This window comes from Acetobacter lovaniensis, assembly GCF_014207635.1.
Classification (GTDB): domain Bacteria; phylum Pseudomonadota; class Alphaproteobacteria; order Acetobacterales; family Acetobacteraceae; genus Acetobacter; species Acetobacter lovaniensis.
Genome location: NZ_JACHIE010000002.1, coordinates 15,697 through 39,828, shown reverse-complemented (window position 1 = coordinate 39,828; position 24,132 = coordinate 15,697). Strand labels below are relative to the sequence as shown.

Here is a 24,132-nt window from a genome sequence, read left to right as displayed (position 1 = left end):
TGTCCTACTGCCCTGTCGTGCTCATCTGCTGCGTGCGCACAGCATGGGCCAACGCCTGAAAATGCTGCCCGCGTGCCTCAAACCCGGCATACTGGTCAAAGCTCGCACAGGCGGGTGAGAGCAGGATAACGGGCGTATGGGTCTGCTGTGCAAGACTGTAGGCCTGAGGGACTGCTTTTTCCAGTGTCTCCACCACGGTATGGGGCACGTTGTGGCGCGCAAGGGTTGCCGCCAGCTCCGCTGCATCCCGCCCGATAAGGAAGGCATGTGCGATACGGCCAAAATACGGGCTCAGGCTTTCTATCCCGCCTTCCTTGGCCATCCCTCCTGCAATCCATACCAGCCGGTCATAGCACCCTAATGCGCGGGAGGAGGCATCGGCATTGGTGGCCTTGCTGTCATCTATGAAGGCAATGTTGTTGCAGGTCTCAACCAGCTTCTGCCGGTGCGGCAGACCGGGGAAGGAGGCAATGGCCTGTGCTGCCACGGTATCCGCAATACCCAGAAAACGGGCCATGGCCAGTGCGGCAGCCGCATTCTGGGCATTATGCGCACCCGGCAGGGCAGGGGGCAGCGTGGCCAGTGCCGCGCTGTTGTGCCAGACCGCGCCATCCCGGCCGTAATAGCTGGCGGCAGGGTTGGTGCCGGACACGGTTACGCAGGGTGTGGCCGACTGGGCCAGATGCCCGGCAATGCGGGTGCATTCAGCATCGTCAATGCCAATCACGGCAATATCGTGCGCTGTCTGGCCCGCGAACACACGCTGCTTGGCCTGCGCATACCCGGCCATGCCTGCGTGGCGGTCCAGATGGTCCGGGGTCAGGTTGAGCAGGCAGGCGGCATCAAAATGCAGGGTGTCCAGCCGCTCCAGCATGTAGGACGACATTTCCAGCACATACACGCCGTTATCGGGTAGCAGGGGCAGGGCCAGCGCTGCGGGGCCAAGGTTGCCACCGGCTGCAACCGGCACACCCGCCTGTTCCAGAATATGGGCCAGCAGGGTGGTAGTGGTGGATTTGCCGTTGGTGCCGGTAATGCCTGCAAAGCGCGCCTTGCTGCCTGCTGCGCGGACTGCGCAATAAAGCAGTTCCGCATCGGACAGAATGGGCACACCCGCTGCAATAGCCAGCGCGGCGACCGGGTGCACACGCGGCAGATGGTGCGGAATACCGGGGGAGAGAACAAGTGCGTCAAACCCCGCCAGATTCTCCAGTGGGGCGCAGGTGATGCGGGCAGCCTGTTCGGGGGGCATGTGGGCCAGAGCCTGTGTCAGGCCGTGGCGTCCGGCTTCTCCGTCATCCCATGCCTGAACATGCGCGCCACATGCGGCCAGAGTCTGCACGGCGGGCAGGCCATTGCGGCCAAGGCCCAGCACGGCAAAACGTTTCACGGCAAACACAGTGGGGGGGAAGGTGCTCATCGCAGTTTCAGCGTGGCCAGACCACACATGCCCAGCACGATGGAAACAATCCAGAACCGGATGACAATCTTGGGTTCAGCCCAGCCCTTTTTTTCAAAATGGTGGTGGATGGGCGCCATAAGAAACACGCGGCGGCCCGTGCGCTTGTACCAGAACACCTGAATAATGACCGAGAGTGTTTCCACCACAAACAGCCCGCCGACAATGCACAGCACCAGTTCGTGCTTGATGGCAACGGCCAGCGAGCCAAGCGCCCCACCCAGAGAGAGCGAGCCCGTATCCCCCATGAATACGGCGGCAGGTGGCGCGTTAAACCACAAAAATCCTAGCCCGGCCCCAACAAGGGCTGCGCAGAACACTGCCAGTTCCCCCGTGCCGGGCACGGCGTGGACCTGAAGGTAGTCTGCAAAAACATGGTTGCCCACCACGTAGGACAGAATGGCAAAGACCAGAGCCGCCACCACCACGGGACCAATGGCCAGCCCGTCCAGCCCGTCTGTAAAATTGACCGCATTGCCAAAGCCGGTAATCACGATCATGGCGAACACGGGGTAGAGCAGGCCGAGGGGGAGCAGCAGTTCCTTGGCAAAGGGGAAGGCCAGATGGTTAGCCAGATCAGGCGGCATCAGATACTGCAACCATCCCCCGCATATGAGCGATATGGCAAATTCCGAGCCAAGGCGCGCCCGTTTGGAAAGCCCATCCGTGTTGCGCCGTGCCAGCTTGCGGTAATCATCGGCAAAGCCAATCAGGCCAAAGCCCAGTGTTGTCAGCAGCACGGCCCATACAAACCCGTTTTCCAGATTGCCCCAGAGCAGCGTGGCTACCGTGAGTGCGATCAGGATCAGCATGCCGCCCATTGTGGGGGTCCCGGCTTTTTCAACCAGATGCCGTTCAGGCCCAACCGCGCGGATGGGCTGCCCGTAACGCTGGATGCGGCGCAGCATGGTAATGAGCGGCCTGCCCAGAAGCAGGCTGATCCCCAGTGCGGTCATAAAGGCGCAACCTGCCCGGAAGGAAATGTAACGCAGCAGGTTGAGCAGTGTAATGTGCCCGTCATGCACCGCGTGAGAGACCAGTAGATACAGCATTCAGATGGGCTCCACGGTGTTAAGGGTTTCAAGGGCTGCAATGACATCGCGCATGCGACTCCCCAGACTGCCTTTGACCAGCACGGCATCTCCCCCGCGCAGGGCCGCACAGGCCAGAGGAGCAAGGGCGGCGGCGTTGTCCGCCCATGCGCCCTGTCTGGCGGTGGGCAGGGCGTCGAAAAGGGTTTTCATGTAGGGTCCGCAGCAGAAAACAAGATCGGCCGAAGCAGCCGCTACTGGAGCAAGGGCTGCGTGTTCAGTTGTAGAGAATGTTCCCAGTTCGCGCATATCGCCCAGAATGGCAATGCGGCGGGTGGCAGGCAGGTGGTGCAGTACGTCCAATGCCGCGCGGATGGAGGCGGAAGAGGCGTTATAGCTCTCGTCCAGCAGGGTTATGGCGCCCCCCGCAATGTGGCTGAGCGCTCCCCGGCCCTTGCCGGGGGCAAAGCCTTGCAGCGCCGTGGCCGCTTTGGGCAGGTTGGCCCCAAGGGCTGCACAGGCGGCCAGTGCGGCCAGCGCGTTGCGGGCCAGATGCAGGCCGGGTGCTGGCACATGCACGGCCACCTCTACACCTGCAATATTGGCCGTAAACTGCGTGCCATCGGCCCCGGAGCGCACAGAGCCCATATGCGCGGTGCTGTCTGGGCTGGAGCCCGTGCGCCACAGAATTGCGTGGGCCTGTTGTGCGGCCTGAATAAAAAAAGAGGCACCGTGCGCATCATCGGGCACCACTGCCACGCCATGGGCTGGCAGGGTGGTGATAATGGAGGCTTTTTCCGCAGCAATGGCGTCCAGGCTCCCCATATGACCCAGATGGGCGGAGCCTATGGTGGTAATCACCGCCACATCGGGGCAAACCATGCGGGCAAGGGGCAGGATCTCGCCGGGGTGGTTCATCCCGATTTCACTAATGCAGAAGGCTGCATCTCGTGGCAGGCGGGCAAGGGTCAGGGGCACGCCCCAGTGGTTGTTATAGGAGGCCACGGCCGCATGGGTCGGGCCATTGGCGCTCAGGCACAGGCGCAGCATGTCCTTGGTGGTGGTTTTGCCCACGCTGCCGGTTACGGCTACCACCTTGCCGGTAAAACGCGCCCGCGCAGCTAGGGCAAGCTGTTGCAGGCCCGCCATTGTATCGGCCACCACCAGCACACGCGGGTCGGCCAGCCCGTCTGCGGCATGCACCATGGCGCATGCCGCTCCCTTGTCCAGTGCTGCCTGCACATGGGCGTGGCCATCGCTGGCATCGCCCTTAAGGGCAATAAACAGATCACCGGGGGCAAGGGTGCGTGTGTCGATGGAAATGCCGGTTATGGCCTGATCAGTCAGGCTTCTGGCAGGGGCTTCAGGCTGTGTGCCTAGGGGGGCAGAAGGGCCTGCTGCGGGCAGAAAATGCCCACCCGTTGCCTGTTCCAGTTCCGTGCGGGTCCACAAGGCGGTCATGACTGCCCCACGACGGCGCGAATAACCGCGGCATCATCAAACGGTAGCACGGTTGTGCCTATAATCTGCCCCTGTTCATGGCCTTTACCTGCCACCACCAGCACATCCTTTGCTTCAAGCATGGACAGGGCCTCTGTTATGGCCTGCCTGCGATCCCCGATTTCCAGCGCATCGGGCGCGCCCGCGCGGACCTCCGCACGGATCTGCGCGGGGTCTTCCGAGCGGGGGTTATCATCTGTGATTATGGCAATATCAGCGCCATGTGCAGCAGCCTGCGCCATAAGGGGGCGTTTGCCCCTGTCGCGGTCCCCGCCTGCGCCAAAAACCACCACCAGTCGCCCCTGCGCATGTGGCCGTAAGGAGGAGAGCAGGCGGGCCAGTGCATCTGGCGTGTGGGCATAATCCACATACGCACTGGCACCATTGGGTAATACGGCGGCGCGTTCCATGCGTCCGCGTACCCCGACCAGAGCGGGCAGCAGGTCCAGTGCTGCGGGTAAGGCGGCCTCGTCCTGCACGGCCAGAGCCAGAGCCAGCAGGGCGTTATCGACCTGAAAACGCCCGGGCAGAGGGAGCATGACGGTTTTAACCAGCCCGTTGCAGCTTATGCGTAGCTCCTGCCCGGCGGGTACGGCCTGGCAGTCCAGCAGGCGCAGGGTCGTGCCGTTGGTGCCGGTCAGGCGCAGGTGCAGGTTACGGGTCTTGGCAATGTTATGCAGCGCATCAAGTGTTGTGGCATCCATGTCCGCATTGGCGGCGGCAATGCTCCCTTGGGGGAGCAGGGTATCAAACAGGCGCAGCTTGGCCGTGCGATAAGCGGCCATGGTGCCGTGGTAGTCCATGTGGTCACGGGTGAGGTTGGTAAACCCGGCGGCCTGGAGGTGCAGCCCATCCAGCCGCCCCTGTTCCAGCCCGTGGGACGATGCTTCCAGTGCCGCGTAATGCACCCCCGCGCGTTCCAGCGCGGCCAGCCCGTTGGCCAGTGCGACCGGGTCCGGTGTTGTCAGGGGGGGGAAGGTAACTCCCGTACCCTCGGCCCCGGTTAGCCCCAATGTGCCAATACCTGCCGCCTTGTGGCCCTGCAATGCCCAGATCTGGCGCAGGAAGTCGGTTGTGCTGGTTTTGCCGTTTGTGCCTGTTACGGCAACCAGATGTGCTGGTTGTGGGCCCGCCAGCACGGCGGCCCAAAGGGCCAGCACGTGGCGCGGGTCGGGGCAGGTGACAAATGGCCGCTCTGGCACACCCTCTGGCCAGGATGTGCCGGTTGGGGCCAGAATAGCCGCTGCTCCCTGCTGCACTGCTGCGGCAATATAGGTGCGGCCATCCACCCGCGTACCGGGGAGTGCGGCAAACACAACGCCCGGACCTGCCTGCCTGCTATCGGCCGTAATGGCGCTTACATGCGGGTCGGTGGCGGTGGTGCTCAGGTTAAGGGCGCGCAGCAGGGTGGAGAGGCGTGTGCTCATTCGTCCATGTTCTCCCCTGCTGTTTTTTTGCGGATTGCCAGAGTATGCGCAGCCGTGCTGCGTGCCAGTTTTTCTGCCTGCTGGGTGGCGCGGTGTTCGGCCTCAAGTTTGCGCGGGTCTCCGGGGTCGTTCCCCGGACCGAGAGGGCGAACGCCCTTTGGCACCGCCGGGTGCATGGATATGGCCAGCTGGGCATCAATCTGGGCCGCGTGCTCCACATCGGGGAAAATCTGCAACATGGGGCCAATGCGTGAGATCACGCGCGAGACCGTGGGGGCCGCGTTCCAGCCTGCTGTTGTCCAGCCGTGGGTCTGGGGGGTGGGCTGTGGGCTGTCCAGCATGACGTACACGGCGTAGCGTGGCGCGTTCATGGGGAAAATACTGGTAAAGGCGGAAATATTGACGTGTTTGAGGTAGCCGCCATGCGGGCCGATTTTTTCTGCCGTACCGGTTTTTCCGCCTACAAAATACCCCGGGGATTCAGCCGTCCGCCCCGTGCCCTGCGTCACGTCCAGCCGGAGCAGCCTGCGCAGCAGGGCCGAATTGCTTTCGGAAAGAACCCGCACGCCCTGCGGAATAACCGGGGCTTCGGGCATGGGGGCGCCGGTACCTATTGGCAGGGAGGGTACTGTCTGCTGCAGGGCAGCACTTTGCACACCCTGCTGGAGTTCTTCCGCAGGGGTGGCAAGGGCGTCTGGCGCGGGAGGGGTGGGGTCTTCCTGTGCCAGCAGGGTGGGGGTGACCAGAATACCACCGTTAACCGTGGCTGCCGTGCCACGCACAATGGCCAGCGGAGGTTCTGCCACACCGTGGCCAAACCCTACGGTCATGGTTGTGGCAAGGCCCCATTGGCGGGGTATCAGCGGGCGGGCGGCTTCGGGTAGTTCCACTGGCACAGGGGCAAAAAAGCCCATGTTACGCAGCCATTCCGCCTGCCGCTTGCCGCCCACATCCAGCGCGATATGTGCTGCCGCAGGGTTGGAGGAATAGGCCATGACCTCGGGCAGGGACAACCACGGGGCAAAATGGTCGTTCTTCATGTCCCGGATGGTAAAGCGCCCGATCCTGAGCGGAATGGAGGAAAAACTGTCCCATATATGAATGGTGCCAGTCTCCAGCCCCATGGCGGTGGTTTGCAGCTTGAAGGTGGAGCCCGGCTCATACAGCCCGGTTACGGTGCGGTTGAACCGCTCGTCGTTTGTGGCGTGGGAAAACTCGTTGGCATCATAATCGGGCAGGCTGACCATGGCGATAATTTCGCCCGTGCGCACATCCATGACAATGCCGCATGCGCCAATGGCCTGAAATGTATCCTTGGCGGCGGCGACCTCTTCACGCACGGCGGACTGCACGCGAATATCCAGCGAGAGCCGGAGGGGCTTGCGGTCCACCAGCAGGCGTTTGTTAAAAAAGCGCTCTACACCGGCAATGCCGTTATCATCAATATCCACAGCCCCCATAATCTGGGCGGCCATGTGGCCAAGCGGGTAGTGCCGCTGTTCTCCCGGCTCAAAATAAATGCCGGGAATACCCAGATTGTTAATGGCCAGTTCCTGCTGGGGCGTAATGTTGCGCGCGATGTACACAAACTGCTTGTGCCGGGCCAAACGCTCGGCGGTTTCCGGTTCGTTCAGGTCATGCAGGACGGATTTGAGCCTGTGGGCGACGTCAACCGGGTCGATCAGTTCCTGCGGGTTGGCGTAAACCTGCGCCACCGGCAGGGAAAGGGCGAGTGTCTGCCCGTTGCGGTCCACAATGGAGGCCCGGTGGACCTGCGGCAGAGCATAATCCCCCACCAGACTGCCCTTGGGGTCGATTTTGGGTATTTTGGGCACCTGTGGTGCAATCTGGCGCTGCTCGGGCACCATGGGGTGCAGTACTGTGGCTATTGTCAGCTTGATGGCAACGCAGGCAAACAGCGCGCAAAACCCGGCTGACACACACAGCAGCCGCACATGCATTGTTTCCCTGTGCGCGCGGGCGCGCAGGTCATCCCCCGTTACACCGATTGTGCGTGTTGTTTCGGAATCATGGCGTGGGGAGCCGACCATATCGTATCAGAAGGACTTTCAGCCAAAACAATCAGTTGGTTACAGGAACAGGGGCAGGCAGGGCGTCGCCACCGCGACTCAGCAGGGACCCGTTCGTATAACCGGAAGTTGCCCGGGCTTCCATATAACCCTCTGTCATGGGTGTTCTATGTGCGCGTACAGGGTGCCAGCTTGCGGCGGCTACCGGCAGGGGGTGGCGCACAGGTGCTACATCATCACTGTTCTGGGCCAGACGGCGTGGGGCCATGGCTTCCGCCCGGCTGGCAGTAGCCAGCGTTGCACGCCGGGAGGCAGAGGTGTCCGCATCATCCGCGCTGGCTGTTGCCGGGTTCTGGTGCAGGCCGGGGCGGGGGGCATCGGCCACCTGCACGGGCTGGCGGCGGGGCGCTACTGCTACGCGGGTAATGGGGGCATCATGCAGTGCAACCGGGGGCGGCAGCGGTGCGGGTGCAACCAGAACATGCGGGGCCTGTGCCGGGCTTTCCATGGCAACAGTTACCGGGCGCGGGTGTATGGCGCGCACAGGCAGCGGGTGTGGAGGCGTGGGAACAGCCTCGGCTACAGCCAGAGTGTGTTCACGCTCAGGCTGTGATGGGGGCTGGTGCGCCGGAGCACTACTGCTGGCAACGGCGGAGGGCTGGGCTGCGGGTTTGCTGCCCTGCGCAGCCTGAGCAGCCTGTACAGTCTGGGCAGGTGTGCTGGCCTGCGCCACGGGCACGGGTTCGTGGACCACATCGGGCAGGTGCTGCGCAAGGTCTGCCATCCGCACGAACTGGGTCGGGTTCATGGACTGAAGATAAGCCGCATGTTTGACGGCAAGGGCTGCGAGCCGTTCTGGCTGGTTTTCCAGCGCCCATTCCGTCCGCAGCATGGCGGTCTGCCCGCGCACGTGTTCGGTTTCGCTGACAATGGCGGAAATCTGCTGGTCCAGCAGGGTTGTCTGGTGCTTCTTTGCGTAAAGGAAAAACCCCGATGCAATCGCCAGAACAGCGCAGCAGCATGTAAATGGGCGGGGGATCATGCACTCAATCCTTTAGTCAAAGAAGCGGATGGAGAAGGACGTTTCATCATGGCGCGCAGGCGGGCGCTGCGGGCACGGGGGTTGGCCCGGCATTCGGCATCGCTTGGACGAATGGCCTTGCTAGTCAGGCCCATAAAGGCCGCCGGGGCCGCCGGAGCGAGCGATGCGCGCGGGTCATGGCGGGAAAAGCTGACATCCTTGCCCAGAGCGCGCTGCATGGCGCGCTTGACCAGCCGGTCTTCCAGCGAATGGAAGGAGACAACAACAAGCCGTCCACCGTCATTTAACAGGGTGAGGGCCTGTTCCAGCCCACGTTCGATTTCGCCCAGTTCATCATTCACGGCAATCCGCAGGCCCTGAAAGCTGCGGGTTGCGGAGTCAATGCCCGAGCGGTCCTGCGGCACCACACTCCGGATGACTTCGGCCAGTTGCAGCGTGGTGTGGAGCAGGGCTTCCGCCCGTGCGGCCACAACGGCGCGGGCCACACGGCGGGCGTGGCGTTCTTCCCCATAAAAATGGAAAATATCGGCCAGTTCCGCCTCGGGGGCGGTGTTGATGATGTCGGCTGCACTGCGGCCCTGTCTGGCCATGCGCATGTCCAGCGGCCCGTCAAACCGGAAGGAGAAGCCACGTTCGGCCTCATCAATCTGGAAGGAGGACACGCCAAGGTCCATGACAATGCCATCAAAACGGGGGGCATGGGCCTGCTCCGCCAGTTCGGCCATGTGGCCAAAACTGCCTGCCAGCATATGCAGGCGTGAGCGGCCTTCCACTTTTTCCATTTCGGCGCACAGGACCTGCCCACGGGCTATGGCGTCCGGGTCGCGGTCTATGGCCCAGACGGTGCATTCCGCCGTGTTCAAAATGGCGCAGCTATAGCTGCCCCCGCCAAAGGTGCAGTCCAGAATGGCCTCACCACGGGTGGGAGCCAGATAGTGCAGCACCTCATCAAGCATGACGGGCACATGCCCGCTGCTGGGGGGCTTGATGGCGGAGGGAAGTGGGAGCGCGTTCATGGCCTAGTCTTCCCTCTGGCTGGTCTGCGATGCCGCGGGAATGGTGACACGGCGGGACTTCTGGCGTGCTTCGGTCCGGCGCAGGCGCGCAGCCTCGGGTTCCCAGATCTGAAAGATGCGGCCAACCCCCATGAATGCGGCGGTGGAGACGTCCTGCAACCCGGCATGTTCGCGCAGAAAGTCGGGCAGCATCAGGCGGCCTTCACGGTCAGGGTCCATGGGGTAGGCATCGGCGTAAATGGCGGCGGCAAGGTCGTCATGCTCGTCGGAGAACATGTCCAGCCGGTCCAGTGGCTCGGTCAGGCGGGCAAAGGCCACGGCTGGCCATGCCTCAATGCAGGGCAGCGTATGGGACGGGCGGAGAATCACCAGCGCATCGCCTTCCTTCTGCTGTGACTTGAGAACGGAGCGGAACCCAGCAGGAATCGAGACGCGTCCTTTTGCGTCGAATCGATTTTCATGCGTGCCGAGGAACACACTCACGAAGTTCAGAAGTCCTTTTGAGCCAATGGTTTCTGTTCCTTGGAGGGCGGGGAACATGGGACCGCAACCACTTTTATGGTCTGCCGTGGGATAGCATGGGATAGCATGGGACGCAAATTAAAAGCGAAGAAAAAACAGCAGAAAACCGCCGTTTATAAAGTATTCATACTTTGTTGGAGAGTCGCGCGAATGTATTGATTGCGTAGAATCGGGCGTGGAGAAGACATTATTCGTTCATGTTATGTTCTTTTGTAGTAAAAAGGGCATGCAAAAGCCCACGCGTACCCAGCTTTGTGCGCGGGAAAAGAGGGGAGAAAAATGCCAGACGGTCTGTAAGCCGGGTTCTGTCTAGCCCAAAAGGGCCTGGACGATCATTCCTCTGGGACATGTCTTGCAACATGCCTCACGCGACCAACCCGAACGACGGGGCGGGAGAACCCCCGAAACCCTAAGGTTTCTGCCGTTCCTATTCGGTCTTGCTCCCGGTGGGGTTTGCCGTGCCTCCCCTGTTGCCAGCGGAGCGGTGCGCTCTTACCGCACCGTTTCACCCTTACCTCCAGCCCGTCCCATGGTTTCCCATGGCATGGAACCCGGAAGGCGGTCTGTTTTCTGTGGCACTTTCCCTAAGGTCACCCTCGCCGGTCGTTAACCGGCACCGTTCTTCCCGTGGAGCCCGGACTTTCCTCCATCATGCGCAAAAACGCATAACAGCGACCGTCCGACCGTCTGGCCCGCGCACCCTGCGTTGGCGGCTGGCGCAGGTCAAGGGCTTTGTGGTGGAAAAGCGCTCTTGGCAGGAACGGGCAAGAGCGCACATCATGCACATATGTCTGATTTTATGGTCCCCACGTCCGCTTCAACCCCGCTCCGGCCCAACCTGCCCTCGCGCGTGCTGCTCGGGCTGATCCGCTGGCAGGAGCGCCGTAAAAAACGCTTACCCAAGAAGGGAGCAGGGCAGAACAGCAGTGCTCAGGGGCAGGGTGGGGCACAAGCACAGGCACAGCCTGTGGCGACACTGCCAGAGCAGCAGCATTTTCTAAAAATACTGCGCAAGGCAATGGACACGCCCTCTTTTCCCCAGCGTCTGTCCGCCCTGCCGCTGCGCAGGGTGGTGCGTGTGCAGGTGCCGGGGGCAACGGGGCCATTGGCGGCACGGCTTTACATCCCGCATGGGCGGGTACGCGGGGCGGTGCTGTATCTGCATGGGGGTGGGTTTGTGCATTGCGGCCTTAACTCCCACCACGGCATATGCTGCCGTCTTGCGCGGGCATCGGGTGCGGCGGTGCTGCTGCCCGATTACGCATTGGCGCCCGAAAACCCTTTTCCCGCAGCGGTGGAAGACTCCCGTGCGGCACTGGTCTGGCTGGCGGGGGCCTCCGCCCGGCACTGGGGCGGGCAGGTGGCAGTTGCGGGGGATAGCGCGGGAGGGAACCTTGCCGCCGTACTGGCGCAGAACGGCCGGGCAGGCCTGTGCCCCAACCCGGCCTTGCAACTGCTGTATTATCCCTCGCTTTACGGGCGTAATAACCTGCCGTCGCAGTCTACATACGAAGACGGGTATTTTCTCTCCCGTCGCTCCATGGAGTGGTATGCTGCTCAATACATCCAGCGGGAGGAGGACTGGACACACCCGCACTTTGTGCCCGGCCACACGGCTGATCTGGGCGGGCTGGCCCCGGCCGTTATTGTTACGGCGGCATGTGACCCCATGCGGGACGAAGGGCAGGCCTATGCCTCAGCCCTCAAACGGGCCGGGGTGCCGGTGCTGTACCGCTGCTACCCGGGAACCCTGCATGCGTTTCTTAATTTTTACGCGCTTATGCCCCACGGCAAGGCAGCACTCCGCCTTGGGGGGCGCGCCTTACGCAAGGCTTTTGCAGCCAGCGCGTAAGGCCCGGTGCTGGGGCGCAGGGAGCGCTCCGCTCAGGGAATAGGGTGGAACTGGCCGGGGGAGCCTTGGTCGGAGAGGACAATCCGGTTCATGCGGTCCACCTTGAGTGTGAACAGCTTGGGCAGTTCACCCTTGGGGGCTGGGCATGTGCCGGTGCTTTTTTCCATCACGTCAATGCGTGATGCGGTGGGCTGGTCATTCCCGTTGACAACAAACAGCAGGCAGTCTGGCCTGTCATGCGTCATGCCGTTCTGGGTGACCTTGAGCCGCAGGTGCTGGACCAGAGCCGTATCATCATACCAGCTCTGGGCCGAAAACGTGTACCGGTCCACCAGACGCTCCAGTATGCCGCTTTTGGCCAGAACGATCATGAGCAGCGTAAGCGGCAGCACCAGTGCCAGCCTGCGCAGGACATGCTGGCGCAACGTCCGCTGGGCAAAGGGGCCACGTTTGGGTTTGGGGGCGGGTGTGTTGGTGTCTGTCATGTCAGCATATCTTCGTGCCACAGGGCGCCATCGCGGGCCAGCAGGGAGCGGGTGGAGGCAGGGCCCCAGCTTCCCGCCGGGTAGGGTTCCAGCGGGGTCATGGCATGCCGCCATGAGTTGAGAATGGGTTCAATCCACTGCCATGACGCTTCAACCTCGTCCCGGCGGATGAACAGGGCGGGGTCTCCGCGTACGGCATCAAGCAGAAGGCGCTCGTACGAGTCCTGATACGTGACCGAAAAGGCATTTTCGTAAGACATGCCAAGTGTGGCATTGCGCACGCGGAACCCGCCTGCGCCGGGGTCGCGCACCGCCATGACAAATGAGAGTTCCTCACGCGGGGCTATGCGGATCACCAGCCGCCCCGGAGAGGGCATGTTGGTAAAGATCGGCCACACCTGCGGGCGGAACTGGATGACAATTTCAGTGGTCTTGGTCGCCAGCCGCTTGCCGGTACGCAGGTAGAAAGGGGTATGCCCCCAGCGCGCGGTACGGATTTTGGTGCGGATGGCGACAAAGGTTTCCGTGTTGCTGGCGCGGCCGGTGCCCAGATCCTCGTTATAGCCGGGTACGTCCTGACGTTTGATCTCGCCTGCCACGTACTGCCCGCGAATAACGTTGCGGCGCACCATGTCCGGCGTCATGGGACGCAGGGCGTTGAGCACTTTCAGCTTTTCGTTGCGCAGATCATCGGAGCCGAGGGAGGCCGGGGCGTCCATGGCCACCATGCACAGGACCTGCAACAGGTGGTTTTGCACCATGTCGCGCAGAGCGCCCGATTCATCGTAATAGGAGCCACGGCTGCCCACCCCCACGGTTTCTGCCGCGGTGATCTGCACATGGGCTATGGCCTCGGATGACCACAGTTTTTCCAGTGCGGGGTTGGCAAAGCGCAGGGCCAGAATGTTCTGCACTCCTTCCTTACCCAGATAATGGTCAATCCGGTAAATGGACTCTTCGGGGAAGAACTGCCCCACACCCTGATTGATGGCGCGTGCGGTGCCCAGATTAACGCCAATGGGTTTTTCCAGCACCACGCGGGAGTGCTGGTTAATCAGGTTATGCCGGGCCAGTGCCTCGCAGAGCGGGGAATAAAGTGCTGGAGCGGTGGCCAGATAAAAAACGCGGGGTCGATCGTTGTCGCTCAGCAGGGTGTCAAGCGTCTGCCAGTCCCCGCCGGGTTTGAGCGCATCGAGCGTAATATAGGTCAGCAGGCTCAGAAAATGGCGCAGGGTCTGTTCGTCCTGTGCGCTTTCGGGGGCGAATTCGCGCAGGGCGGCTTCGGTCTGCTCACGGAACTGCTCCGTGTTCAGCTCCGTGCGGGCGATGCAGATGATCTGCGCATCGTCGCTGAATTCCTGCGCATGGAAGCGGCGCAAAAAGGCAGGAAGCAGCTTGCGGCGCGACAGGTCGCCCGTTGCGCCAAAAATAACAAAGTCAAAAGGTCCCGTGTGATTGACCAGAGCCATGGAAAAAACATTCCCGCAAGGGTGGTGGGCAGGGCCGCCGTCAATAAAGGCGTTTGCAGGCGCTGTAACGCCACAGCGCACAAAGGCTGCTCCGCTTATGGAAGGCTCGGGACGCGTTTGCAAGGGTTAGAATGGTGTGTGATCATTGACCCCGTGGACACGGCACGATAAGCCCGCGCCTTTGGCAAGCAGCAGGATACGGGTTTTTGGTCTTCCGTATTTCTGCGTCTGAGATACGATGCGCAACAAAGGGAGCCGAACATGGATGGCGAACAAGAAGACGCAGCAGTAGGCGGCATTGCCGCAGACCGTCTGAGAAGCATTATCGAGCGGGTTGAACGGCTCGAAGAAGAGCGTAAGGCGCTGGCAGGCGACATAAAGGACATTTTTACCGAGGCTAAATCCGCCGGGTTTGATGTTAAGGTCATTCGCCAGATTATCCGCCAGCGGAAACAGGAGCCTTCGGAAGTGGAAGAGCAGGAAACCCTGCTGGACATCTACCGTCGTGCGCTGGGCATGTAAGATCATCCACGCAGGCGCAACACAGGGTCGGGACGGCTTTTGATGATGACATTGTCTTTTCCCGAATGGGTGCCGCTATGGGGCCAGTTGCTGGTTCTGGCGGTGGGCATTGTGTTCGGGCTTGCGTTCATGATGATGCCTTTTGCCGTTTTTGGCGTCAAAGGCAGGCTGGCTGAACTTTCCCTCCAACTGGAGGAGCTTCAGGCGGAACTGCGCGCGCGCGCCATGCAGGGCAACGGGGCGCCGGACGGGTATGTAGGGTATGGAGCGGAACCTCCACTCCCCTTTACCCGCCGCGCGGAGAGCGAGGACAGGCCCGTAGTGGAGGAAGTACGCTCCCCTGTGGTGGAAAAATCAGCCACCCCACGCAGCGTACCCGTTTTTGCGGAACTGCGGGCTCCAAGGGTGTCGGATGCTTACGAGGCCCGGCAGGAAGCCCCTCCGGCCCCTTCCATGGACTCCGACCCCTACAAGTCTTCTCCGGTCAGGCGCATGCCCTGGCATGAGGAGGAAGACGGGCAGCCAGGAAAAAGTGTGGAAACCCAGCGCCGCCAGAGAGCGCCGGACGCTAATCAGGAAGCCTATCGGCCCGACTTCTCGCGGGAAGGGGGGCGGACCCATTCTGTCACATCCAGTACGCGTTACGATGACCACACAGGCCGGGCCGAGCCTGTGCTGCATTTTCCCTCCCGCAACAAACCATAACAACATTGGGGTGCTGCGGGGGGGTAGCCTCGTGGTGACTTTGGGCCTGCTGTGTCAGACCATCACAAGGTCATCACGGTGGATGATCTCATCACGCCCCTGCCAGCCCAGAATGCTGGCGGTCTCGCTTGAATGGTGCCCAGCTATGCGGCGTGCATCGTCTGCATCATAGGCGGCAAGGCCATGGGCCAGTATGCGCCCGCTGGCATCCACCACCTCCACCAGATCACCCTGCGTAAAGTTGCCCTGTACGTGCAGAACGCCCGCAGGGAGCAGGGACCCGCCTTTGCGCAGGGCTTCGGCGGCCCCCGCATCCACCTTGATTTCCCCCGTGGGGTTCAGGCTGCCAGCAATCCACTGCTTGCGGCCCGTATGCCCGTTGCTCTGGGGCAGGAACCATGAGCAGCGCGCACCATCCATAAGAGCCTGAAGCGGGTGCATGGTTTTGCCAATGGCAATGGCCATGGCGCAGCCCGAGCGTGTGGCAATATTGGCCGCCAGCAGTTTGGTGCGCATGCCGCCTGAGGAATAGCCCGGTGGCGGTTCCCCTCCCATAGCCTCGATCTCGGGCGTCAGGGCTTCAATAACCGGCAGGTGCTGCGCATTGGGGTTGGTGCGTGGGTCGGCTGTGTACAGCCCGTCAATATCGGAGAGCAGCACAAGCTGGTCCGCATCGGTCATCTGCGCTACGCGGGCAGCCAGCCGGTCGTTATCCCCAAAGCGGATCTCGGCTGTGGCAATGGTGTCGTTCTCGTTAATCACCGGCACACACCCCAGTTCCAGCAGGGTATTCAAGGTGGCGCGGGCGTTCAGGTAGCGCTTGCGGTCTTCTGTATCTTCGGGGGTTAGCAGCAGTTGGGCGGCTGTCAGCCCGTGGGCGGAAAGGGCGTGGCTCCATGCCTGGGCAAGGCTGATCTGGCCCACGGCTGCTGCGGCCTGTTTTTCCGCCAGCCGCAGCGGCCCCCCTGCAAGCCCCAGCGTATGCCGTGCCAGTGCTATGGCCCCGGAGGACACAACGCTCACCGCCACCCCCTGTTTGCGTAAAACCGCTATATCTGCGGCAACGCTGGCCAGCCACTCCTGCCGTGGAGCGGCTTTTTGCGGGTCCACAACCAGAGCACTGCCGATTTTGATAACCAGCCGTTTTGCGTGCAGGAGTGAGGGGCGGGGGCTGTCTGTGGTCATGGGCTCATCCGTTGGGGGACAAGGCCCCCTCCAGCTATGGCATTGCGGGTTGGTGGGTCAGGACTGGTCCTGTGCGTCCTTGCGGGAAGCCGTTACTTTATCCTGCAACAGGCGCAACAGTTCCGGCACACCCTGCCGTGTTGCGGCGGAGATCAGCAGCACAGGGGCACCGCTGGCTTTTTGCAGTGCCGCCCGGCGGGCAGATGCCTCACGCGGGGTCATGGCGTCTGTCTTGTTCAGGGCAATAATTTCCGGTTTTTCGGCCAGACCGCCCCCATAGGCCGCCAGTTCGTGGCGGATGGTGCGCCATGTGTCCACCACGTTGCCTGCGGCGCCATCAATCAGGTGCAGCAGCACGGCGCAGCGTTCCACGTGGCCCAGAAAGCGGTCGCCCAGCCCCGTGCCTTCATGGGCCCCTTCGATCAGCCCCGGAATGTCCGCCACCACAAACTCTTCGGTCATGGACAGGCGCACAACGCCCAACTGGGGGTGCAGGGTGGTAAAGGGGTAGTCGGCAATTTTTGGGCGCGCTGCGGAGACAACGGACAGGAAGGTGGATTTGCCAGCATTGGGCAGGCCCACGAGCCCGACATCGGCAATCAGTTTAAGGCGCAGCCATACCCAGCGCTCTTCGCCCGGCCAGCCCTTGTCCGAGCGGCGGGGGGCGCGGTTGGTGCTGCTTTTGTAGTTGGCATTGCCAAACCCGCCATCCCCCCCACGGCACAGGGTGACGCGCTTACCTGCTTCGTCCAGATCGGCCAGCAGGGTTTCGCGGTCATCATCCATGATCTGGGTGCCAATGGGCACTTTGATGACAACAGCGGGGGAGGCGGCGCCCGTGCGGTCCGAGCCAGCACCATTGCCACCCTTGCGGGCACGGAAATGCTGGGTGTACCGAAAATCGATCAGCGTGTTCAGGTTGGGCACGGCTTCGAATATGATATCCCCACCACGGCCGCCATTGCCGCCATCGGGGCCACCGAATTCGATGTATTTTTCCCGACGGAAGGCTGTCACACCATCTCCACCGTCGCCTGAGCGAACGTAGATTTTAGCCTGATCTAGAAACTTCATGACATACCTTCCGGCCCGGAACACGAAAAAGGGCCGAACCTTCCGGCCCGGCCCTGTTTTGCGTTCCAGCTACGCTAAAACGTAGGCTGGAAAAACCCAGCCTGCTTATTCGGCTGCGAGGGGCAGCGCATCAACAGAAACGTGGACGCGGCCTTCTGCACGGCGTTCAAAACGCACACTGCCGGGAACCAGAGCAAACAGCGTGTGGTCGCGGCCAACGCCAACGTTCACGCCAGCCTTTACCTTTGTGCCACGCTGGCGAATGATAATGTTGCCAGCAAGAACCTGCTCGCCACCAAACTTTTTTACACCAAGGCGGCGTCCGGCGCTATCGCGCCCGTTACGGGATGAACCGCCAGCTTTTTTTTGTGCCATGACCTAAGTCCTCCGTGGTCTAACCGGCCTGTTGTTTCCCCAAAGGGAAATCAGGCGGCGTTAATTTCCTGAATGCGCAGAACGGTAACCGGCTGACGGTGGCCGTTTTTGCGGCGGCTGTTCTGCCGACGGCGCTTCTTGAAGATGATGACCTTCTTGAGGCGGTCCTGAGCGATAACGGTAGCCGTTACCTTTGCGCCAGCAACTGTGGGAGCGCCAATGGTCGTGCCGCTCTCGCCGCCAACGGCCAGAACGTCATCAAAGGTGATGGTGGAGCCGGCTTCGACTTCCAGCTTTTCAACCTTCAGCACCATGTTGGGCTCAACCCGGTACTGTTTGCCGCCAGTGCGGATAACTGCGAACATAAACTGTCTCTCTTTCCGATCTCTTGACCCTCGCGGCACCCTGGGCACAGGCGAAAAATCAGCTCGCTTTTTATTCTTTGGCCGCAACTTTGCACGGCATGCTTCCATCTGCGTGGATTAGCGGGGCTTTTACTGGCAGACTCGCCGTCACGTCAACAAAGAACTTGCGCTCAGGCGTAATTTTGGCGGGAGGCTGGAAGGTAGCCCGATTACGCTCTTTGCCAGTGGATAAATCCGGCATCAAACCGCAGGACCTCACGCCATGCCTGCCAAGGCCAGATCAGGTGAAGAGAGCCATGGCGCTATGCATCACGCGTCGAGCGGCAGGGCGCATAGGACCGCGACGAAAAACGCGACGACGCAAAATTCTTGGGTCGTGAAGCGGCGCACATGCTGCTGCAAAGTGAACGTGACCGTCAGCGCGATGCCGCACGACTGGCAAATCCTGACGCAAAACGGGAGATGGTGCAGAAACTGGAATCCGAGGTGGCCGTCGGTGGTGCTTCAAAAGTAGCTCCAAAGACGGTTCAGGGGAGAATGATTCTGGCTCAGGGCAATGAAAGGAGAGCAACTGCAGGCGAGTAAAAAGAAACCAGAAGAATCAGGCCCGTGCCCGCTTGGGGCATGGTCATCAACCAATTCAATGCTCTGCATCCATGCATAAACAATCACAGGGCCAACAAATGTAAGCCTCCGCTTTTTAAGTAATTTAAATAATGCAACCGATTCTGGCGACTGTGTAAGCACCTACCCTGTTAAGATATAGGCGGGTTAGGCACCATACTCCATACAAACTCGGTAAAGCCCTCTCCCTGCCGCTCCATTGCCAAATGAGCGTGAGCGTTACCGAGTGTAGCCTCAATTTCAGTGTGAGAGTGAATAATACCAGAGCCAAGCATTAAACGCTCAACGTTTTGTTGCGTAAAGCAGGCAACCAGCTAGGGCACCAAACCTGCGAACGTGTGTAAAAAACCTTCTCGACGCTTCAAAACTGTCAATCAAGAGCGCCCAGTCGGAAACCCATCAAGCACCAACACGTCTCACAACGCCCGGATGTCCTTTACAGGAACACCCCACTCGGCATCATGGTAAACCGCAACAAAGGGTTTGTCTGCGTTCATTTGTAACGTACGATACCGACTAAAGCATAACTCACTACATTCCATGATCGTTATATGATCAGGTTAAGTGAAAAACTGTTTTCATTAATTTATTTTTGTATCACCGCCGTTGCAAGAGCTTTGTTAAACAGCGCAGCTAAAGCCTGACCAATGTCATCACCAGTTGAGACTTCAATGAGCAGACCCGGAGAAGCACATGCTTGCAATGCCGGTTCGATATTAGGAATAAATGGCACAGCGTATGTAAGTGACCACCAATCTGTGCCAACACTTTCTGGTAAATATTTTGTATACAAAATTGCAATTCTGGTTCCCTTGTTTTTGATATTGTCACAGTAAACTGGATTGAAAGAACCGCCTGACATGTATCCATTCGCATCACGTGCACCAGCTACCAACGTCCCGCTATCATCGTATGACTGATGCTCATCCCTCATCCCGTCAGTCACTACAAATAAAATATTTTGAGGTTGACTTCCCGGAAAACCTGTCCCAGGCGTTGGTATAATCTTATTCATTTGAATAAAAGCATTATTGCTAGACGTATGGTAATCTGAAAATGGACTGCTACATGTATTATCTACAGGACAATTGTCCGAAGCATAACGTGCCAACTGTATAGTATTTGCTTTTGCTATGACATTATCTAAATTTGTATCAAGGTCACTAACAAGAGCACGTTGCTGTTGTGCAATCCAATCTTTTCGCTTTTGCATGGTTACCGCATCAATATTTACACCAACGGTCCAAGCTTGCAGTAGGCTCTGCATGGAAGCATCGTCCCACGTTTCTTGTGCATTGAACTGATAAACTGCAAAACGATAAGTCGCTCTATTTTTAGCGGAAGCCGATTCAGCTGCTGCTGCGGCTTGAGTAAGTGCTTTAATTTCTTCATCAATACGCAAAGGATAGTTATTTGCCTTTGCCAAGTCATAACTATCGATTGATGACGAACTGCCATAATGACAAGCAAAAGTGCAACCATTACCATTTTGTTGCGCAACATATTGCAACCCAGCTTGCGTGGTTGGAAAGGCCATCGACATTGAGGTGTCAAGCAAGAAATAAAAATCCGTGTTTGGCGCACGCTCGTTATGCGTTTGTGATTGCCCATGAATAGGAAAACTTACAAGGTTTGGGCCGAATATTTGAGTAAAATAATTCTTTGATAATGCTGTGTATGAAAGTCTAAACTCCCATACGCTATCCGTTTTCTGTGTAAATTGAGGTGTTACACTTGTGATCGTAACACTATTTCTTTCTACAAAAGTTTTAGTTTCATCGAGAAAAATTTGTACTGCTTGAGCACCAACTGTAGCACCAGAACCGTCAACGTTCATCTGGCTGCGAGAGACGGCAAACAACGCAACAGAGTCAGCCGCAGCATCAAGTCGTGTCTTGCTGCTCATTGCGCGACCGTAATCTACAGCTATTCCTGTTGCTACCAATAATAAAAAACCTATCGATGCAAATAAAATAGCTACACCGCCGCGATTATCTTGAATGATTTTTTTCATTTATTTAAACTTTTAGCAACCAGAACAGTCAATAACATCAACATTTCTCGGAGTCATGGTTATATCTGCTGACAATAGCGATGGATTTATCATATTAAGAATAGAAAACACGATATTTTGGTCGTTAAATTCCACTTCTGAATAAATAAAAGATGTATTTCTCTGTGTAGAAAATCCATCCAATACTGGGTATGTTGAATTCTTACTGCGTGGTTCAGAGCCGCGGCTCCACAGAACTTTTGGCACACCTTCATTTTCTTGTACAAAAGACGTCACTGTAATGTGCGCCTGAGACATATCGAATGGCCATAGCGTTAAAACTCCAGTATTTAAGATACTATCAACATCACTGGCGCTAATCGTTGAATTACTGTTCTGGGCAACCATATCGGCAATGCTACGAGCAGTTATATGCACTTTTTGATAGCAAGATATAATATTCATTAAACTTGCCGTTCCCATAAAAAAAGCAATCATGAGAGGCAGCAACAATGCAAACTCTATGGATATAGAACCTTTTTTATTATTTTCCCTTGAACGGAAGCCTTTTAAAGCAAGCATTAAAATGACTCCGATTTTGCGGCCACAGCAGAGATGATCATTGTAGCGTTACTCATTCTGGAAAAGCCAAGCCCTTGCATAAAATAAGACTGCATGGTTTGATTAAATAGAGGATAAAATAACGGAATTTGAATAGTATAATACAGTGTTACAAATATAAAATCTCCCGCACCGCCAATATCCATTAATTCTTGCGGTTGACCTATACTCTGAATGAAGTTTGCAGAATTTGCAGTTTCTGAGTGTTGTATTTTTATAATCAGGTTCGCGCATGACATAAATATTGGTAGCCCATTCGCACAAATATCTTGTCGGATGCTGAGGGGGCTACTCCCCTGACCAGATGAAGATTGATTACATACTGGCTGAGAGGCTCCAGAAGAGGTTTGACTTTGCAGGCAGGCTGCTTGCCCAGTAATAACCTGACGCGCAGTGTAATTTGCTGCAGACGTCAACCCCATTTGATAGAAATACAAGACAGCGCACAAAAATACATTAAGAAGCAAAAATAGGGCGATAGGGCCAACAATAGCAAACTCAATCGCAGCTACCCCACGGCTTCCTAGCGGCTTTATGAATCTACGAGCCATGGTGGTAAATGGAAAAAAAATGTTCATTGTAATATATCTTACTTTTATGCTTACGTAACAGGTAAGCGTAAGCTTTTGTGCGTAATCATGGATAACGCGATAAAGCGACATTTCTTCAAATCAAATGCGTTCATTTGCTGCCTCTCTTAAAAGAGTGCAGCGTGTTCCGGAAATATGAAATCCTTCTCACGCCGCGCTACACTGATTGCAATGAGCAGAATCCGTGGTTTTCGGATTCCGGTCAAGCTCTCATCTTGTTTCCGCGACATTAAGTGTTCAAAAAGCGGATTTTTGAAGAGTGTTTTGGGCCGTTATGCGCTGGATTGTCGAAACGGAAACGCCTAAGATATCAGCGATTTGACCGTTGTTCTGCCCCGCCGCCGACATTGTCAAAACATGATTTCTCTGACGATCTGTCAGTTTCGGCCGCCTGCCAAGCCGTTTCCCTGCTGCCCGCGCGGCCTCCAGACCAGCGACCGTTCTCTCCCTGATGATCTCCCTCTCAAACTCGGCAAAACCAGCCAGAATTGTCAGGAATAGCTGGCCATTCGGTGTATTTGTTTCGACGCCAATATTCAGAATCCTAAGATTGATACTACGTTTATTGAGTGTCCGGATCAGACCAATCACATCCAGGGTGTCCCGTCCCAGACGATCCAGTTTGGCGGCAATCAGGCTGTCTCCGGGTTGTAGTAATTGAAGTAAAGAGGACATTCCTGGACGAGATAGCGCGGGAACCCCACCTGAAATTATGTCTCTGACGATCATATCATCGGAGAGACCTTCACGCTTCAATGCGATGACCTGCGGATCGTTTGTCTGCTCATTTGTAGATACTCGTGTGTAGCCATAGCGCTGCATCGTCATAAACCCCGTTTTCGATCCGCAATTTTCGGTGCTTCTGGATATGCCAGCCAGATGTTCAAAAACCACCCTTTTTGAGTCGAAACAGGGGTTTGATGAGCGTCTTTTAACGGTTCCGAAAGATTGGAGGGGGCTTGGCAGAGGGTGAGGGTATGCCCCAGTTCCGCCGGGATGCGCGATGGCGTTGCTCCCATCACCCCGCCGCCAATGCCCTTTTCTGCGCACTGATCTGTGCGACACGCTCAACAGTGCTGGGGTTGTTATGCCGCATCAACATGCATTGTGTCTGGTGGTCTTTGCCAGTTCGAAGCAATTGCGTTGCAACGGAGTAAGGCTGGTGCATCCGACATGGCGTAGAGTATGGAAGGTCAATTCTCCAGTCAGGCCGACACGCTTTGTTGGCGCATGATAATGAGACTGGACATACCATGTCGTGAATCCGCCACTATCTGCATCAGGATCGCCAAAAACCCAGCCATCCAGTCGGTGAGGTGGTGCTTCGCGTAGCGTGGATGCAAGCCGAAGCGGCACTGGCACGAGGCACATCGCGGGCAGAGCTGTTTGTGGATCGGGGGATGTAGATATGAGTCTCGTGGACGTCCTTGCATTTCAAGGCGCGTAGCGTCGTCTGCTTCTCCCGGGTCTTGTCGATGAATGTGTCACCGTCGATTTTACTGACAGTCGTCGGTTTGAACTGGAGAGCGTCGGCAAAGGTATCGAATGTGTGGTTTATAGCCACGCCTTTACGCTGGATTTTGACTTCATATTGAGCCGGGCCGCGATAGTAAATTCCGGCTCTTTCGTCTTCGGATTCTTCGCCATTTTTGCGATATCCATGGCGAACAGACCCTGCTCCCATCTGCGTAGGATTTTAGCGTTTGTCGCAAATTGTAGCAAAAAAGCGGATTTAATGACCATGGATGGATCAGGAGCATCCGACCAAATTATTGGAATCTTTGGCGGAGAGGGAGGGATTCGAACCCTCGGAACTATTGCTAGCTCAACGGTTTTCGAGACCGCCCCATTCGACCGCTCTGGCACCTCTCCGTGGGGATGCGTTATAGGTGCGCTAGCGCGAATACGCAAGCGTTGATCCGCACGAACATGAACGGGTTCCCCGTGCTGAATAACCAGCCTCTGGCAGCGTCTGTTCTGGTTGCGTTACCTCCACCTCATTGGGTCAGTCGTCACTGTTCTTCCGCCTCCTGCGGGTATGGTGGTCAAGATATGTGTCAAACATCCATATTAAGTGAGAGTTTATGTGTTAGTTCAGACCCTTACTGCGGGTGTTAGCGTCTTGACGCTGTGCGCTATCTGGTGCAAGTCAGCGGGCACTATAGATGTCCTTGCCAAACGCTGAATGGAATTGAGGTGTGTTTGTGGTAGCCGGGTTATGGTGCCCGCTTCCCAAGAGGAAAGA

At 58.1% G+C, this 24,132-nt stretch carries 24 protein-coding genes, 1 tRNA gene and 1 other RNA gene; 4 read left to right on the top strand and 22 right to left on the bottom strand.

Translation table 11 applies throughout. From position 1 onward, the window contains the following. Nucleotides 1-4: 4 nt before the first annotated feature. From murD to rnpB, 9 genes are all read right to left on the bottom strand, one after another. On the bottom strand, nt 5-1,420 hold the full coding sequence (gene murD / locus HNR55_RS03440; RefSeq protein ID WP_166111425.1) for a UDP-N-acetylmuramoyl-L-alanine--D-glutamate ligase: 1,416 nt from the start codon (nt 1,418-1,420) through the stop codon (nt 5-7). Further along, nucleotides 1,417-2,511, bottom strand: a complete 1,095-nt coding sequence (mraY, locus tag HNR55_RS03435; RefSeq protein ID WP_166111422.1) for a phospho-N-acetylmuramoyl-pentapeptide-transferase — start codon at nt 2,509-2,511, stop codon at nt 1,417-1,419. Before mraY ends, murD begins: the two co-directional genes overlap by 4 nt. Beyond that, on the bottom strand, nt 2,512-3,951 hold the full coding sequence (locus HNR55_RS03430; RefSeq protein ID WP_166111419.1) for a UDP-N-acetylmuramoyl-tripeptide--D-alanyl-D-alanine ligase: 1,440 nt from the start codon (nt 3,949-3,951) through the stop codon (nt 2,512-2,514). After that, nucleotides 3,948-5,417: a UDP-N-acetylmuramoyl-L-alanyl-D-glutamate--2,6-diaminopimelate ligase gene (locus HNR55_RS03425; protein WP_166111416.1), complete on the bottom strand. Its 1,470-nt coding sequence runs from the start codon at nt 5,415-5,417 to the stop codon at nt 3,948-3,950. Before HNR55_RS03425 ends, HNR55_RS03430 begins: the two co-directional genes overlap by 4 nt. Beyond that, nucleotides 5,414-7,468, bottom strand: coding sequence for a peptidoglycan D,D-transpeptidase FtsI family protein (locus HNR55_RS03420; protein ID WP_166111413.1), 2,055 nt, complete (start codon nt 7,466-7,468; stop codon nt 5,414-5,416). The genes HNR55_RS03425 and HNR55_RS03420 overlap by 4 nt, the downstream gene beginning before the upstream one ends. Nucleotides 7,469-7,499: 31 nt before the next feature. Beyond that, nucleotides 7,500-8,489, bottom strand: a complete 990-nt coding sequence (gene ftsL, locus HNR55_RS03415) for a cell division protein FtsL (RefSeq protein ID WP_166111410.1) — start codon at nt 8,487-8,489, stop codon at nt 7,500-7,502. Next, nucleotides 8,486-9,505 carry a 16S rRNA (cytosine(1402)-N(4))-methyltransferase RsmH gene (rsmH, locus tag HNR55_RS03410; RefSeq protein ID WP_166111407.1) on the bottom strand — a complete coding sequence of 340 codons (1,020 nt, stop codon included), beginning with the start codon at nt 9,503-9,505 and terminating at the stop codon, nt 8,486-8,488. The genes ftsL and rsmH overlap by 4 nt, the downstream gene beginning before the upstream one ends. A gap of 3 nt (nt 9,506-9,508) precedes the next feature. After that, a complete protein-coding gene (gene mraZ / locus HNR55_RS03405; protein WP_166111404.1) occupies nt 9,509-9,988 on the bottom strand; it encodes a division/cell wall cluster transcriptional repressor MraZ in 480 nt (159 codons plus the stop codon). Nucleotides 9,989-10,305: 317 nt separating this feature from the next. Next, nucleotides 10,306-10,718, bottom strand: an RNA gene (rnpB, locus tag HNR55_RS03400) — RNase P RNA component class A. A gap of 96 nt (nt 10,719-10,814) precedes the next feature. Between rnpB and HNR55_RS03395 the strand changes: the two genes are divergently transcribed. Beyond that, a complete protein-coding gene (locus HNR55_RS03395; protein ID WP_166111401.1) occupies nt 10,815-11,879 on the top strand; it encodes an alpha/beta hydrolase in 1,065 nt (354 codons plus the stop codon). 32 nt (nt 11,880-11,911) lie between these two features. Here the strand turns inward: HNR55_RS03395 and HNR55_RS03390 are convergent, their stop codons facing one another. Both HNR55_RS03390 and zwf read right to left on the bottom strand, forming a co-directional pair. Then, nucleotides 11,912-12,364, bottom strand: a complete 453-nt coding sequence (locus tag HNR55_RS03390) for a hypothetical protein (RefSeq protein WP_166111398.1) — start codon at nt 12,362-12,364, stop codon at nt 11,912-11,914. Then, entirely contained in the window at nt 12,361-13,833 is a 1,473-nt protein-coding gene (gene zwf, locus HNR55_RS03385; protein ID WP_166111395.1) for a glucose-6-phosphate dehydrogenase, read from the bottom strand. The genes HNR55_RS03390 and zwf overlap by 4 nt, the downstream gene beginning before the upstream one ends. 261 nt (nt 13,834-14,094) lie before the next feature. Between zwf and HNR55_RS03380 the strand changes: the two genes are divergently transcribed. After that, nucleotides 14,095-14,355 carry a DUF2312 domain-containing protein gene (locus HNR55_RS03380; RefSeq protein WP_086645576.1) on the top strand — a complete coding sequence of 87 codons (261 nt, stop codon included), beginning with the start codon at nt 14,095-14,097 and terminating at the stop codon, nt 14,353-14,355. Nucleotides 14,356-14,397: 42 nt separating this feature from the next. Then, nucleotides 14,398-15,060 (top strand): hypothetical protein, encoded by a 663-nt coding sequence (locus tag HNR55_RS03375; protein ID WP_166111392.1) that lies wholly within the window; start codon nt 14,398-14,400, stop codon nt 15,058-15,060. A gap of 54 nt (nt 15,061-15,114) precedes the next feature. Here HNR55_RS03375 and proB read toward each other — a convergent pair whose 3' ends face one another. From proB to rplU, 4 genes are all read right to left on the bottom strand, one after another. Beyond that, on the bottom strand, nt 15,115-16,245 hold the full coding sequence (proB, locus tag HNR55_RS03370; RefSeq protein WP_166111389.1) for a glutamate 5-kinase: 1,131 nt from the start codon (nt 16,243-16,245) through the stop codon (nt 15,115-15,117). Between the two features lie 57 nt (nt 16,246-16,302). Beyond that, complete coding sequence (gene obgE, locus HNR55_RS03365; protein WP_086645573.1) at nt 16,303-17,319, bottom strand: GTPase ObgE; 1,017 nt, start codon at nt 17,317-17,319, stop codon at nt 16,303-16,305. A 105-nt stretch (nt 17,320-17,424) separates the two neighbouring features. After that, a complete protein-coding gene (gene rpmA / locus HNR55_RS03360; protein WP_166111386.1) occupies nt 17,425-17,694 on the bottom strand; it encodes a 50S ribosomal protein L27 in 270 nt (89 codons plus the stop codon). A 50-nt stretch (nt 17,695-17,744) separates the two neighbouring features. After that, a complete protein-coding gene (rplU, locus tag HNR55_RS03355; RefSeq protein WP_025826492.1) occupies nt 17,745-18,059 on the bottom strand; it encodes a 50S ribosomal protein L21 in 315 nt (104 codons plus the stop codon). 390 nt (nt 18,060-18,449) lie between these two features. Between rplU and HNR55_RS03350 the strand changes: the two genes are divergently transcribed. Continuing rightward, nucleotides 18,450-18,644 carry a hypothetical protein gene (locus HNR55_RS03350; protein ID WP_166111338.1) on the top strand — a complete coding sequence of 65 codons (195 nt, stop codon included), beginning with the start codon at nt 18,450-18,452 and terminating at the stop codon, nt 18,642-18,644. On the opposite strand, the gene HNR55_RS16870 is transcribed toward HNR55_RS03350, so the two are convergent. From HNR55_RS16870 to HNR55_RS03320, 7 genes are all read right to left on the bottom strand, one after another. Next, nucleotides 18,564-18,806: a DNA-3-methyladenine glycosylase I gene (locus tag HNR55_RS16870; RefSeq protein WP_253545106.1), complete on the bottom strand. Its 243-nt coding sequence runs from the start codon at nt 18,804-18,806 to the stop codon at nt 18,564-18,566. The genes HNR55_RS03350 and HNR55_RS16870 overlap by 81 nt on opposite strands. 8 nt (nt 18,807-18,814) lie before the next feature. Next, complete coding sequence (locus HNR55_RS16865; protein ID WP_253545104.1) at nt 18,815-18,958, bottom strand: DNA-3-methyladenine glycosylase I; 144 nt, start codon at nt 18,956-18,958, stop codon at nt 18,815-18,817. A 311-nt stretch (nt 18,959-19,269) separates the two neighbouring features. Beyond that, on the bottom strand, nt 19,270-20,697 hold the full coding sequence (locus HNR55_RS03340; RefSeq protein WP_166111383.1) for a TadE/TadG family type IV pilus assembly protein: 1,428 nt from the start codon (nt 20,695-20,697) through the stop codon (nt 19,270-19,272). A gap of 12 nt (nt 20,698-20,709) precedes the next feature. Further along, nucleotides 20,710-21,258 carry a TadE/TadG family type IV pilus assembly protein gene (locus HNR55_RS03335; RefSeq protein ID WP_166111380.1) on the bottom strand — a complete coding sequence of 183 codons (549 nt, stop codon included), beginning with the start codon at nt 21,256-21,258 and terminating at the stop codon, nt 20,710-20,712. Next, nucleotides 21,258-21,875 carry a TadE/TadG family type IV pilus assembly protein gene (locus HNR55_RS03330; protein WP_166111377.1) on the bottom strand — a complete coding sequence of 206 codons (618 nt, stop codon included), beginning with the start codon at nt 21,873-21,875 and terminating at the stop codon, nt 21,258-21,260. The genes HNR55_RS03335 and HNR55_RS03330 overlap by 1 nt, the downstream gene beginning before the upstream one ends. 249 nt (nt 21,876-22,124) lie before the next feature. Then, on the bottom strand, nt 22,125-22,709 hold the full coding sequence (locus HNR55_RS03325) for a recombinase family protein (RefSeq protein WP_166111374.1): 585 nt from the start codon (nt 22,707-22,709) through the stop codon (nt 22,125-22,127). A gap of 960 nt (nt 22,710-23,669) precedes the next feature. Next, nucleotides 23,670-23,759, bottom strand: a tRNA-Ser gene (locus tag HNR55_RS03320). Between the last annotated feature and the right edge of the window lie 373 nt (nt 23,760-24,132).